The organism is Nitrosospira multiformis (assembly GCF_900110185.1).
Lineage (GTDB): Bacteria > Pseudomonadota > Gammaproteobacteria > Burkholderiales > Nitrosomonadaceae > Nitrosospira > Nitrosospira multiformis_A.
The window spans coordinates 59,472-73,089 of record NZ_FOCT01000001.1 but is presented as its reverse complement, the minus strand read 5'-3'; the positions used below and the strand labels follow the sequence as shown (position 1 = coordinate 73,089).

The following is a 13,618-nucleotide window of genomic DNA, read 5'->3' as shown; positions in this document are numbered from 1 at the left end:
CGAGGCATTTCCCTATAAGCGGTATTCGACATCTTTCGATAAGCCATGTCCTGATCTTGCCGAAAGGGCGCGGCTGAGCATCCGTTCGACCCTGAAGACAGGCCTGTTGCTCAGGAAATGCTTGTCGCCCGTTCAGAGCCCCTTCTATCCTTCAGACTCAGGATCAGGGCGAACGGGAGATGAAGTGCCCCGGATGAACAGCGACGAAGGGTTTAGAGAGAAGGGAAGAAGAGATCGAACGAACGGAGAAATGTACCCCTACTCTTAATTGTGAAAGCAGAAATTGAAAGATGAAGATGGATTAGCCTGAATTTGATCTGACGAATAATGTCAGATTCGAATCGCCCCCACATGTCAGGAACAGCCTTTTCAGGCTCGAAAAAAGCTACAAGGAATGCATGCTCTTCCATAGCTCTGGATCATTTTTGCTTAAGCAGTCTTGCGAGAGGACGGCATAACGGCCCTCACACCCAGTAGCAATCAATCGTACCCTCAGCAATATAGGTCAAGTTTCCAGTATTTTTTATGTCACCATACTTTTTCGCCGGACGATGAATCCAACCAGGATCAGGCCCGCGAGTATCAAAGCATAAGATTGAGGCTCAGGGATAATAGAGGCAGCGACCTGTCCCACATTATTGATTTGGACGTGAAGGCCGGGCGCTAGAAAAAATCCGACTGGCAACTCAACCTGCGAATCAAGGTCAGCCATGCCTACGCCGCTCGGATCGGTAATAAAAACGTGATCAGCACCTTCGGCCGTAGCGGAGATCCCCACCACCTGCCCGGCGTCATTGATGCCATGGGCGTTACTGCTGCTTCCACCCAGCGTCCCGAGATCGGGTCATCCCCCGGCCATTTGGGCCGGTGATGAAAGCGCGCCACTCACCTGCAGCTGTATCGACCCCCCCACCACCTGTCCCGTGGCATTGATGCCACCGGTGCCACCGTTACCTCTATCTAGAGCGTTCCAAGATCGATCACTTCTTTGCTATTGATGTCCAGGATGTATGGATTTGCTTGTGCGGAGACAGGGAAAACAAAACCAAGGCCGATACTCAGGGTTGCGACCAGAATCAAGCCCTGGATTTTAGAGCTACGGGTAATTTTCATGATTTTCTCTCCGATAAGAGATTATTTTTAGAGATTCGGGGCTCCGAATTTGATGAAAACATACCGAATCAGTGTCAGACAGTGTCAGATTAGACCTCAACTCTAACAATGAAGATGGACGTTTAAACGTCCATCTTCATCTGGCGCGACCTTGGAGTTTATTCAAAGAACGGGGATATATTCCGCGATACCTTCAAGATTTACGGTTTCGTAGGTGAGTTGGGCTCCGGTGTGATCTACGACAAAGCCACGACCGTGAATCAGAATGCCCATTGTCTTGAAGTTCTGCCGTAACTCTTCTCCCAGCTCAACTGGCGGCAGAAGCAGCGCGAAATCCATAGAAGGTTCATCCGCAGCGCCGGACCTGAAATTTACTGAGACAAGCGTTCCCGCTACTGTTTGCTGCTGAGTAATTTGTGCTCCGCGAAATATGAAATGGCCTTCGGGGCCGGTATATTCGAGGGAGGCCTCTTGTGGCTTTTCTTTTGCACCTAACGGACCCAATGCTTGAGGGAAAAAAACGACGCGTTTTACACTTTCCTGATCAACAAATGTAAAACGACTGGGATTTCTCTTCGGGTGCCCTGAATTGCCCAGATTGGGATTTCTCTTCGGGTGTTCGGAATTGCCCACGCCGAGATTTCTCTCCGAATGTTCGGAATTGCCCAGCAATGCCTTTTTTGAATCGTGTTTGACGTGTATCCGAACCCCCTTGGCACCGGGAGGTAGGGGGTCCCAAAGGTGAACGACACCGATAGGGGTAATTGCGTCTGTTGCAGATTCTTGAGGTGGATCAGCGACAAAATCAAAATCATAAATGCCGTCGGGCGGCGGCTGAATGAAGGCAAAAGGTTCTAACCGCGGATTTGTCCATCCCTTGCCAGGTATATTTCCTGACGCGGTAATTCGCAACTTAGGTGGGTGATTTTCCAGAACAAATAGCTCAACATCAAGAACTTCCAGAACTTTTTCCATTTTTCACTTCCCCCGTCATTTGAAATGAGTGGAGCGCTCTGCGATAGCAATGCCTTGCGTTTTGCTATTGCCCTTCTTTATAGCTGAGGAAAGTAAAATAACAACCACATTCACATTGTCTGTATAACCTTTCACAGAACAATGCACATTGGAAGGAGAGTGGAGCCATACTGGAAGGGGAAAAGGTGTTCTGCTTACAGTGCCTGCAGCTTCTTGATTTCGATCACAGCAACCGGTTCCGAAACAGCCATGCGGCGAAAGGCAACGTGACAGCCGCCATGATCAGGAGCGGAATCAGGTCATAGCCGACCATCGACAAGTCAGCCCCCTCCAGATACACACGCTGCATCAGGTCAACAGCAAAGCGGAGAGGATTAGCCAGAGTAATAGCCTGAAGAAATTCCGGCATGTTGCGCACTGGCGTCGTCAGGCCTGAAAGCATTATGAGCGGCATCACCAGCATGAAAGTATAGAGCATGGCCTGTTGCATAGTGGTACAAACCGCAGAAATCGCCAGACCCAGCCCTACACTGGCAATGATGAACAATGCCAAGCCGGTATAGAGTGTTACCAGCGAGCCGGCAAGCGGCACCTCGAACCAGTAGAGCGACACCAGGAGAACAATAGTGGATTGCAGCAGACCTATTGTAACGATTGGAATCACCTTGCCCACCATGATTTCCATGGGTGAAAACGGTGTCACCAGTAACTGATCGAACGTACCGTTCTCGCGCTCGCGCGCCACAGTAAGCGCAGCCAGCAACATTGTCTGTATCATGCTGAGCGAGGCGATCAAGCCTGGCATCAGATTCCAGCGGGTCTCCAGATTGGGGTTGTACCAGGAGCGTGCCTCAACCGTAAGGGGCTGTGTCGCGTTGCCACCTAACGTCGTATTATAGGATTCGATAATTGAAGCGACATACCCTGCAGCAGAGCTGGCACTGTTGGAGTTGCGTGCATCGAGAATCAATTGCACCGGGGCAAGCTCGCCCGCGTTCACTTGCTGCTCGAAGCGTGGCCCGATCTGTATCACCATCAGGACCTGCTGCGAATCGATCACTCCCGCGATATCCCGCTGTGTTTGCAAGGTTGCGACCCGCTTAAAAACACCGGTTCCATCTAGACGCGCTATCAATTCAACGGAGGCAGCACCGCGGCTCTGATCAAGCAAGGCATAGGGCACGTTGATGAGATCAAAAGTGGCAGCGTAGCCGAATAAAAAGCTTTCCACCAGCGACGGGACGACAAGAATGACCCGATTGGCCGGATCTTTCAGGATTGCCAGAAACTCCTTGCGACACAGGCTGATAATGCGGCGCGCCAGATCGAGCATGAGGTCAATCCAGCTTCTTGCGGGTAACGAAGCGCGCGAGACCGAGCAGCAACACTGCATAGCTTGCGAGAATCGCATAATTCCGGATTATTACAGGCCATACGTTGCCGGCGAGATACAGCGTCCGGATCAATTCCATGAAATAAGTGGCCGGTAGAATCTTTCCAACCAGCTGAATGACAACAGGCACGTTGCGCAAGTCGAAGAGAAAACCGGAAAGCATGAGCGCCGGCATGAAGCTGGTAATAATTGCGATTTGACTGGCAGTGAACTGGTTTTTGGTTATGGAGGAGATGACCAGGCCGAAACCCAGCGCCACCAATAGATAGAGCATCGAACCGCCCAGCAGGATCAGCAGTGAACCACGCATGGGCACCTCGAACAGAAAATGCGCCGCGCCTAGGCATACCCCGAGACCCGCCATACCAACCAGAAAATAGGGGATAATTTTCGCCAGCAGGATTTCCGTGGGGCGCACGGGCGAGACGAACAATGCTTCCAGGGTACCGCGTTCCCACTCGCGCGCCATCACCATTGCGGTGAGAAAGGCCCCGATGAGTGTCATGATCAGAACGATCAAGCCCGGAACCAGATACCATGTGCTGGAGTTAGCAGAGTTGAACCACAAGCGTTCCACCAATGTGATTCTACCTCCGGTCGGGGCTTGCAAAGCTGCTTTTCGCTCCGCCTGTCGCAACGTCCACTGGCCAACAATACTGTTGATGTAGTTTCGAATGATTGTTGCGCGGGTGGAATCTGTTCCATAGGCCAGAAACTGGACTTGTGCTTTGCCTTCTCCCAATCGCCGGGAAAAATCGCTTGGTATCCGGAAGATTCCCTCTACTTCGCGCGCCCGCATCAAACGTTCTGCCTCCTGCATGGATGGAACTCTTACAGGTGAAATATACGAAGAGAGTTCCAGGCCGGAGACAACGTCGACTGCAGTGGGGGATGCATCTTCCAGTACGATTGCAACGGGCGCATTCCTCACATCGAGTGACAGGCCATAACCGAAAATGAGGATCAATATCATGGGGAGACCAATTCCAACTGCAAGATTGCTTTTGTCTCGCAACAACTGACGTATTTCCTTTCGAATCAGGGAAATGAGCCGTAGTTGAAAGCCGAGATAATTCCGTTGGCCTGATTGGGTGTTTTTTCCACTCATAAGCTCAGAGCTCTTTCAGTCGATTTATCTCGTTCCCGCTCGTGAGCAACGATACGAATGAATGCCTCTTCCATCGTCAGCGTAGCATTCTTCCCCCCGGCTTGCCCGCGAACCTCGTATGGCGTTCCCATGGCCACTAACCTGCCATTGTCCTGGATCACAATACGGTCGCAATATTCCGCCTCCTCCATGAAATGGGTTGTAATGATGATCGTGGTGCCCATTTCCGATAGTGCAGTAATGCGACGCCAGAACTCTCGCCGCCTCAGTGGATCGATCCCGCTGGTGGGCTCGTCCAGGAACAGGATTTCAGGCTCGTGCAGCAGGCCAACCGCCATGGCAAGCCTCTGGCGGAAACCACCGGGTAATATACCGCTGGGAGATTGCTCTCTCCCTGCAAGATCAAATTGCTGGGTGACGGTCTGAATACGCTTGCGTAGCTGTTCGCCAGAAAGACCATAGGCCCCCCCGAAAAACTCCAGGTTTTCCCGCACGGTCAAATCCCCATAAAGGGCGAATTTCTGGGCAACATAGCCTATCCTTCGGCGTGCGGGAGCACGCGCATGCCGAAGGTTGACCCCTGCCACCTGAAGAAAACCGCTGGTTGCGGGGAGCAGACCGCAAAGCATGCGAAAGGTCGTGGTCTTGCCTGCTCCATTCGGCCCTAGCAACCCGAAGATTTCACCGCGCTGCACTGAGAAGGACACGTGATCGACAGCGACAAAATCTCCGAATTTTCGTACCAGCTCACGTACCTCAATGATCTTTTCATCCGACTGGCGATTTTCTCCCCCGGTAGGTGCAGACAATGCCGGCCTCTCGAACGGGAGAGTATCTGGCGGAGTCATTTGGTACTGTTCACGCAGCAGTACCATAAACCCGTCTTCAAGACGCGCCTCCACCGAGATGGCTTCAATATCGCTCAACAACGTATCGATATCCTGCTGCCGTGCATGAGGGCGACGGATAAAACGTACTGCCCCGCTTTGAGGCACGGCATCTAGGATGTTTCTGGAATCATCCAGCAGTTGTGCCTGTAGAACTCGTGAAGGCTGACCTTGGGTTGGGGTGGCGACAAAGCAAAGGCTGCGTGCGTGCTGCCGTATCTCGTCAGGTGGGCCTTCAGCAACTAGTTTGCCCTCCTCCAGCACATAAATCCTGGCGCAACGCTCGGCTTCATCGAGGTAGGCTGTGGTAATCAACACCGTCAGTTGTTCCTCATCGATCAATTGCCCGATGATCTCCCACAACTCCCGTCGCGACAACGGATCGACTCCCACTGTTGGCTCATCAAGCAGCAGCAGCTCGGGAGAACGCACGAGAGTACAGGCCAAGCCCAGCTTCTGTTTCATGCCTCCTGACAGTTTTCCCGCCGGGCGCCGTGTGAAGCGGATGAGATCGGTCATTTCCAGCAGTCGACGATAGCGTTGTCCGCGTACCTCCTGCGGTACGCCATGCAGGTCTGCATAAAGATCGAGATTCTCCTGAACGCTCAAATCCTCATACAGGCCGAAGCGCTGCGGCATATAACTTATGCGATCCTGCACTGTTTGCGGGTCCGTTACGACATTCACGTCCAATACCTGGAGGCGTCCGTCATCCGGCTTTATCAAACCCGCGAACATACGCAAGAGAGTAGTCTTGCCAGCCCCATCCGGCCCCACCAGCGCAGTAAGCGAACCCGCAGGCACTTCCATGGAAACGCCTGCGACAGCTTGGGTTATCTGACCGGTTTTTTTGACCAGAAAGCGCTTGCAAATGCCGGTTGCCGCCAGCGCAAGCCGCATTTGTTCCATCAATGCTTCACTTCGCTGGAATTTCCATTATTTCTGAGAGCGATATGCACGGTGGCAGGCATACCCAGACGCAGCCTGTCCTCCGCGTCTTCCACATACACCCGTATCTCATAGACAAGGCTGGTGCGCAACTCCTCGGTTTGTACAGGCTTTGGGGTGAACTCGGCAACCGACGAGATATAGCCGATACGACCATGAATGGACTCCTCCGAATGACTGTCGGTAACAACCTCTGCGCTCATGCCAAGCTGGATGCGCCCGAGATCAATCTCGGATACGTAGGCTCGGACCCATTTTGGATCAGTTATGGCAAGCGCATAAACCGGACGTTGTGGCGAAGCCATGTCTCCCGGTTCGAGAAGACGCGAGCGTATGACAGCATCAATAGGGGATTTCAATTCGGCCAGGTCAAGCTGGTGCCGTAGCAAGGCCAATTCAGCGCGAAAAATGTTCAACTGTGCTTCCGCCTGCGCAATATCTTCCTTGCGCGGCCCGATCAATGCCAGTTGCAGTGCCTTTTTACGATTTTCGAGTTGCGCTACGGCCACTCGATGGCGAGACCTGGCATTGTCGAGATCCTGTTGACTGACGGCCGCCCCCGAGTCACTTTCAATTTCCAGCAAGCGACCGAGAAGCTGTTTAGCGAGATCGGCATCAGCCTGAGCGGAAGCAACTTCGGCTTTGGCCTGTGCTATTTCCTCGGGACGGGTACCGTTCTCAAGCCGTAACAGAGCTTGCTCCTGGGCGGCAACCTGAGCTTCGGCTTGCGCAACTTGCAACGTGAGAATACGAGTATCCAGCATTGCCAGAACTTGTCCGGCCTTGACCCGATCTCCTTCCTCCACTCGCATTTCAGCGATCCGATCGTTTCCGTTGAAGGCGAGAGAAACCTGGCGGATATCCACATTGCCAAAGAGAGTCAGGAACTCACCATTGCTTTTCTTATGGGTAAAAAACCAGCTTACCGCTCCCACCGAAATCAGGGCAAGTCCTATTGCTATTCCTATAAGGACGAGTTTTTTATTCACCGATGATGTCAGATGCGGTTACGCTACTTTATCTGAGGCGGATGACCGCATGGAAACCGCACACGGTTGCTGGCGCAAAAACTCCTACTGAACAGTCAGGCGTTTTGCGAATCAGTACCACTAACGATAGCCGCAACTGCATCTTCCAGTGCAACGATTCCCGCAGGAATTGACGCTGCGTTGCCTGAATAAACCGCGCCGGCCAGAAGAACCAGTGCGGATGCCAGATCGAGCGCCTGCTTCAGGGCGGTGATATGCTTTACTGCTGCTTTTGCCTCCTTAACGCTCATCCGCAGCCGTTCCATCGCAAGCTGGCCATCTGCCAATACCAACCCTATCGCACTGGTGTAAAGACTGGAAGCGGTATTCAGAAGTAAAATCTCCTGACTATCGAGCTCATCCCATTCTGCCTTGCTCAAGCTGCCGCGATGCTGGATGCGCCAGTCGCCAAGCGCAATTGCTGCATCCCGGAACTGGTTGCCCAATTCGAAAGCATCATCGGATGAAAGCTTGTCCATGCGTTTATTCTCTTTCTTCGTTAACCTCTTTTAATGCGAAACATCGAGCAAACCCCGGAAAGCCATGCGAAGGTCTGCGACATAGGGTTTGAATTGCTCGTCCAACTCGTTACTGCCGATCTTTTCCCGGTACTCATACAGATACTGATGCGCAGCAGCGATTTTATCCAGCACGGCAATATAACTCTGTGCACTCCTGATCCGGTTATTTACACGGCCCAGTGATTCCGTCCTCGCCTCTCTTGCAAGTGCCATTGCCACCGGTTCCATGGGATTATCCGGCGCATACATGAAATTGTCATAATATCTGCCGAGCAGCACCGCTTCTACCTGTAAATCGGCAATCATGCCCTTCTCCACGATCTTTCGCATAGCCTGAATTACATGCTGAAGCGGTTGATTGGCGTCACGGACCAGCTTCCTGAGTTCATGGAGCCGATAACCCGCAGTTACGGCGCGTGCGAGCAGCGTAGATAGCGCTCCCACCGCCTCTTTCTCTTGGGAAGTCAGCAGTGTCGCCCTACTGAGATTTGCGCTCAATTCTTTTAGTGACTTATCATAGGTATGAGTGTTACCGGAGGCCAGGTTGGCTAAACCTTGCATATAGTCTGTCACGGTTTGCTGGAGCAGATCCAGACTGGCTCGCTGCGCCTCCCGGCGGATTTTCTGTGCTTCCAGCTCACCGTGGAATTTCTCCGGTTGGTATTGTTTGCGGCGATCGAGCGCAGCCACATAATCTCTCGTGAGCTCATCATAACTTGCCGCCTCTGAAGAAAGAGCGGCAAAAGCTTTCACTTCCCTGAAAGGGGCGCATCCGGAAACATAAGAAACAAGCAGGAATATGCCGAATGCTGTCCAGAAGCTTCTGTATATACCAATCACGTTAATATTAAGAGCGCAAGTCATCACAATTCTGTAGCCCTGCCGGGAGCGATGTGTTATTCCTTTATCTTAGCGGGGAAAACAGAGCGCTTTGTATATTTCGAGACTTGGCGACAAAAAGTAGTTACGCGATGGTTAGCGCATTTTTACAGGCTGCGCATAATATGTGCTTTTCCCGATCTTGCTCCAGTAGCTGATACTCATGAAAATAATTCTTCTTGCTGCCTTTGTCGTCCTGGAAATAGGCTTTATCCCTCCACTTCGCGCCGCCGAATCAGCAGGTTTTGCTCTCAATTATATTGGCCAGCAAATCGTACCCAAACAGACAAGATTCAAAGGAACAACGGTCGGCGGATTGTCATCTCTGGACTACAACGCAAGCACTGACCGTTACCTATCCATTAGCGACGATCGCAGCAGAACCAATCCGGCGCGATTTTACGAATTGTCTCTGGATCTCGCCAAATTCCAGTGCTCGGCCAAGCCGGGTATGGCGGGCGTGACCTTTCACGCTGTAACCACGATCCAGCAACCCGGTGGGGGGGCGTTCGAGAAAAACTCCGTGGATCCGGAAGGCCTCCGTTTTGACGGCAGCCGCAACAAGATTTATTGGAGTGAGGAAGGCCGCCGGGAGATATCGGGTTTCCGAAGCCCTGCGGTGCGCGAAATGAATACTGATGGCAGCCATTCTCGGGATTTCGTTGTTCCCGTTTACTACTCTCCCAGTGGCTCCCGTCTTTGGACATTTACCGGTAGTAAGGGCGTTTACGACAATTTGGGATTCGAGAGCCTGACAATCTCCACCGACGGTACAACCCTGTATACAGCTACCGAAAACGGCCTGGTTCAGGATTCTCCCCCTGCCAATGCCTATAGAGGCTCACGCGCACGTATTCTTGCCTTCGACATTGCCACCGGGAAATCAGTCGCGGAATATGCTTACGATGTTGAGCCTGTTACGTCCGTACCGTCCTTGCTCGGTGATTTCGCTATCATCGGAGTGAGCGACTTCCTCGCCATCGGGGACCGCCAATTCATCACCATCGAACGGGCCTTATCCCCCGGAGCAATCACGCCCGGCCGTATTAATACCGGATATACCGTCCGGCTTTATTACGCAGATGCAAGGAACGCCACCAACATTTCCGGAGTGGAATCGATAGCGGACAAGAGCATCTCTCCGGTAAAAAAGGTTCTTCTGCTTGATATGTCAGACCTGAAAAATGCGGATGGCTCGGCTCTGGCTATCGGCAACATAGAAGGCATTACCTTTGGCCCCGAATTCAACGGCAAACGCACTATCGTGCTGGTGGCTGACAATAATTTCTCCAGAATGCAATTCACCCAATTTGTCGCATTGGAAATTGCATCTGAATCGGAGCTAGTGGAGCGGTTACAATAAAAATATGAAAAGAGTACTGCTTATTGGATTTTTTCTTGAGCTTTGTTATCGATTACACCGGGTATATCCTTCGTCGGTCGAGCAAACTGGCCTTTAAGGTCATCAACGCCCGACTGCGGTTTGGCAAGCTGTTTTAAATCTGCACGCTGTCTGCGCTTTTCCTCACTGTCTATTTTCATATTCTTGTCTCGCTTTTCGATCAATCCAGGCGCTGCTTCTCCTTCATGATTAAAAGACCAGCCCAGCATCGGCTGACCGAGGGGTAGCGCATCTCCAAGCTTACCTTCGTAGCCCGTGTTCCAGACGTGCCAGGTCTTGCCATAGCTATTCATCTTCCCTTTCATCAACTCTTTTTCCGCAATACCGGGGATGTTGGGGGCTACAAGCTGCCCGGAAAGAATTTCGCCATTATGCGGATGCCAGTACTTTTTTTCCCCTTCGGGTAGCGTGTTGAAAAGCTTTTCCGAGATGATGAATTCGATGCCGTTCAGGTTTGCATCCTCCGTGTTGCCATCGAATAACGTACACTGCGCAAAATCCTCGTTTACCTGGTGACAATAGTGATGAGCCTCCATCTGATCTTCCGGAGAATCCTTCATTGGATGGAAACCAACCAGATAAATGCTAAATGGTTTCAAGGGAGAATCGCTTTGCAACAGCTTTGCGCCTGCTTCCAGAATTTTCGTTTTGGGCGTTTTTGCCTCACCCCCGGGGTTGGCATGAGGTCCCGAGGATTCCTGTGCGAACACCTCTTTTACAGAACCAAGCATCCCGGTGCTTGTCAGTAAAGCAAAACACGAAATAATTAAAAAATGCCTGCTCAATCTCTTCATACCGTCCCTTTCGAATGTATTCATTTAGGAATATTGCATGCTTCCTCACACTCGTCCGTACGGTGGCACACAGGAATGAACCATAGCAATATGCTAAAAACCCTACTCAACTTCTTCTAGGATCCCTCAAGGAAATAGCGTAGAAATAGCGGTTATTCGCTTCCCATCATAATGCTGATTGAATAGAGCAATTCAGCTTGGTTCCATAGCTCGATCGCGAATTCATGCTCTACTTTCATGAATTAGCTGTTCTCAGTGCATTCCTTCATGTTTCAAACCTGCATGTACTGCGTGCAGCCTACACTTCCATAAACATTATTGCTCCAGGCCACCTCTTCCCGCACCGCCTCTTCCTCCGTCTATCCTAGAACACATAACTTGCATTCAAACCCACTATTACGTTCCGCCCCGGCGATGGTTCGTAAAAACGCCCATTGCCTTCATTCACAATTACCGCACCCACATATTTTGCGTTGCTTACATTGTCTATCCGGATGAATTCGCTGAGTTTCAAACGACCTAACTGATGTGAATAGGCGAGCCGGATATTTGCCATGGCATACTGTTTTGTGGCTTCCGTATTGATATCGTTAGCGTAAACCCTATCACGATAGATTGCCTCGATCACTGCCGAAAACCCTGGCAGGCCGCGCCGCCACGCCAATTCGGCATAGGCGGTATTGCGCGGTATACCGGGAACCAGGTTGCCGTCCGCTACAGTTACGAAAGGAGTGCCGGCTCGTGGCTGGTAGGTATAGGAATCGCGAAACCTGGCATCAAGAAAGGTATAAGACAAATATGCAGAAAGATCCGCACCGAAGCGGTGGACAGCGGCAAGTTCTATGCCTCGCCTCCTGGTATCGGTCGCGTTCTGAAAAGTAGCTCTACCCCCGATATTGGTCGCCGGCAGGATCTCATCGGTAACCACACTCTCAAAAAGCGCGAGATTGATGCGGGTTTTATCCGTAGCCAGCCACTTGAACCCTACTTCGATATTGCGGCTTTTGCTGGGCCGAAGAGAGAAATTGAGGCCGGAGGCACCATCCGGCCGGTAGGCAAGTTCTGTAAAGGTAGGTGTTTCGAAACCCCATCCGCCGCTGGCGTACAGGTTGAGCGTCGGTGTCGCCTTGTATAGCAAGCCCAGCACTGGATTCACATTACGAAAAACCAGACTGCCGCTATCATCGCCATTGCCGGGGCGGACAAAAAAATCCTCGGACTTGAATTTCACATTGGTGTAGCGCACGGCTGCCGAAAGCGCCCATGACTGCGTAAAATGCCACTCCGCCTGCCCATATTGACTAAAGCTACTGACCGTATTATTTTCATTACGACGCAAATCTCCACGCACACCAAGGATTGGGCCGGAGAAATTCTCGAACCCCTTGCGCCGCTCCTTGAAAATTTCATACTCGATACCTGCGGTCAGCGTGAACGGCCGTTCTCCCGTGCTCCGATAAGTCCATCGCAGGCCTGCCCCCCCGAATTGCCGATCAAGATCGACTACGCCCCCTGAACTGGTTGCAGGAATTTGCGCGCCGCGTGGCACAGCAAGAAACTGCTCTATCTGCCGGGTTCCTGCATAACCAATCAGCTTGATCTTGTTCGAAGCAGAGAATCTGTGTTCATAAACCGCGCCGCCCTGAGTATTGTCGATGCTCTTGCGGGTGTTGAAGGTATGGGCGCTGATATCTGCCTGGCGGGGATTCTCGATAACCTGGGCACGCGTAAGTCCAAGAGGGTCCTTCGTGTTGCCCTGATGCAATTCGTTGGCTACCAAAGTGAGGGTGGCATCGTGATCAAACCTGTACGTAGCCTTTGCGCTGGCCTGGTAACGCGTTGCCGCACTGTGGTCGCGATAGCCGCTTGTCTGAAAGCGGGAAATATCGACCACGTAGTTGAATGGCCCAGATGTAACATCCGTTCCACCCAATGTCCCCCCTAGCTTGATCTCGCCGCGAGAGGTGCCATAACTGCCGCCCAGGAGAGTTCCGGATAACGTCGTTTCGTTTGGGCCATCCTCCGTAAATGCCTGTATTACCCCACCTGAGGCATTGCCGTAAATGGCAGAGAATGGTCCGCGCAATACCTCGATGCGTTTGGTTGAACCGAGGTTGATATTCGCCGCCTGACCTTGACCATCCGGCATGGTGGCGGGAATGTCATCGACGAATATGCGTATGCCACGAATGCCGAAAGTGGAGCGCGCGCCAAAACCACGGCTGGATACTTGCAGATCCTGTGCGTAATTCTGGCGATTCTGAATGACGAGACCTGGAACGCGAGAGAGCGCCTCAGAAAGATTAACCCGGGGCTGAGCCTCCTGAATAACCTTTGTCTCCACTACATCGATAGACATCGGCAAGGAGAAACTCGATTGTTCAGTGCGGGTGCCGGTAATGACGACTGGATTGAGAACCGGTAAGGGCTTCCCTGATGATTCGACCGGCGGCACCTCAGCCGCGGTATTAGTCCGGGTCTTGGGTTGTACGGAAGGAGAATCCGATGCAGGCACGAGGTTCGGCAAGCCGATCCCGATAGCGACAAGCGCAGGGTTCAGGATTTTCAAC

The 13,618-nt window shown here is 52.0% G+C and carries 13 protein-coding genes; 2 read left to right on the top strand and 11 right to left on the bottom strand.

The window, feature by feature from the left end:
• Nucleotides 1–523 precede the first annotated feature (523 nt).
• Nucleotides 524–778: a PEP-CTERM sorting domain-containing protein gene (locus BMY01_RS00370; protein ID WP_254772538.1), complete on the bottom strand. Its 255-nt coding sequence runs from the start codon at nucleotides 776–778 to the stop codon at nucleotides 524–526.
• Between BMY01_RS00370 and BMY01_RS18530 the strand changes: the two genes are divergently transcribed.
• Complete coding sequence (locus BMY01_RS18530; RefSeq protein ID WP_302848412.1) at nucleotides 743–871, top strand: hypothetical protein; 129 nt, start codon at nucleotides 743–745, stop codon at nucleotides 869–871. The two genes, BMY01_RS00370 and BMY01_RS18530, sit on opposite strands and share 36 nt — an antisense overlap.
• 89 nt (nucleotides 872–960) lie before the next feature.
• Here BMY01_RS18530 and BMY01_RS17665 read toward each other — a convergent pair whose 3' ends face one another.
• The 8 genes from BMY01_RS17665 to BMY01_RS00335 form a co-directional block, all read right to left on the bottom strand.
• The gene (locus BMY01_RS17665) at nucleotides 961–1,113 is read right to left on the bottom strand and encodes a hypothetical protein (protein ID WP_175463177.1); all 153 of its coding nucleotides are present in this window, start codon (nucleotides 1,111–1,113) and stop codon (nucleotides 961–963) included.
• 162 nt (nucleotides 1,114–1,275) lie between these two features.
• Complete coding sequence (locus BMY01_RS00365; protein ID WP_074743631.1) at nucleotides 1,276–2,088, bottom strand: hypothetical protein; 813 nt, start codon at nucleotides 2,086–2,088, stop codon at nucleotides 1,276–1,278.
• A gap of 223 nt (nucleotides 2,089–2,311) precedes the next feature.
• On the bottom strand, nucleotides 2,312–3,421 hold the full coding sequence (locus BMY01_RS00360; protein ID WP_074743630.1) for an ABC transporter permease: 1,110 nt from the start codon (nucleotides 3,419–3,421) through the stop codon (nucleotides 2,312–2,314).
• Nucleotides 3,422–3,425: 4 nt separating this feature from the next.
• Entirely contained in the window at nucleotides 3,426–4,589 is a 1,164-nt protein-coding gene (locus BMY01_RS00355; RefSeq protein WP_074743629.1) for an ABC transporter permease, read from the bottom strand.
• Nucleotides 4,586–6,385 (bottom strand): ATP-binding cassette domain-containing protein, encoded by a 1,800-nt coding sequence (locus BMY01_RS00350; protein ID WP_074743628.1) that lies wholly within the window; start codon nucleotides 6,383–6,385, stop codon nucleotides 4,586–4,588. The genes BMY01_RS00355 and BMY01_RS00350 overlap by 4 nt, the downstream gene beginning before the upstream one ends.
• Nucleotides 6,385–7,413, bottom strand: a complete 1,029-nt coding sequence (locus BMY01_RS00345) for an HlyD family secretion protein (protein WP_074743627.1) — start codon at nucleotides 7,411–7,413, stop codon at nucleotides 6,385–6,387. The genes BMY01_RS00350 and BMY01_RS00345 overlap by 1 nt, the downstream gene beginning before the upstream one ends.
• A 95-nt stretch (nucleotides 7,414–7,508) precedes the next feature.
• Nucleotides 7,509–7,931, bottom strand: coding sequence for a hypothetical protein (locus BMY01_RS00340; protein ID WP_074743626.1), 423 nt, complete (start codon nucleotides 7,929–7,931; stop codon nucleotides 7,509–7,511).
• A 30-nt stretch (nucleotides 7,932–7,961) separates the two neighbouring features.
• Entirely contained in the window at nucleotides 7,962–8,813 is an 852-nt protein-coding gene (locus BMY01_RS00335) for a hypothetical protein (RefSeq protein ID WP_139176615.1), read from the bottom strand.
• A gap of 202 nt (nucleotides 8,814–9,015) precedes the next feature.
• On the opposite strand from BMY01_RS00335, the gene BMY01_RS00330 reads away from it, so the two are divergent.
• Entirely contained in the window at nucleotides 9,016–10,215 is a 1,200-nt protein-coding gene (locus tag BMY01_RS00330; protein ID WP_074743624.1) for an esterase-like activity of phytase family protein, read from the top strand.
• Nucleotides 10,216–10,235: 20 nt separating this feature from the next.
• Here the strand turns inward: BMY01_RS00330 and BMY01_RS00325 are convergent, their stop codons facing one another.
• Together BMY01_RS00325 and BMY01_RS00320 are read right to left on the bottom strand one after the other, a co-directional pair.
• Nucleotides 10,236–11,072, bottom strand: coding sequence for an OBAP family protein (locus BMY01_RS00325; RefSeq protein WP_254772537.1), 837 nt, complete (start codon nucleotides 11,070–11,072; stop codon nucleotides 10,236–10,238).
• A 340-nt stretch (nucleotides 11,073–11,412) separates the two neighbouring features.
• On the bottom strand, nucleotides 11,413–13,617 hold the full coding sequence (locus tag BMY01_RS00320) for a TonB-dependent receptor family protein (RefSeq protein ID WP_254772536.1): 2,205 nt from the start codon (nucleotides 13,615–13,617) through the stop codon (nucleotides 11,413–11,415).
• Nucleotide 13,618 lies beyond the last annotated feature (1 nt).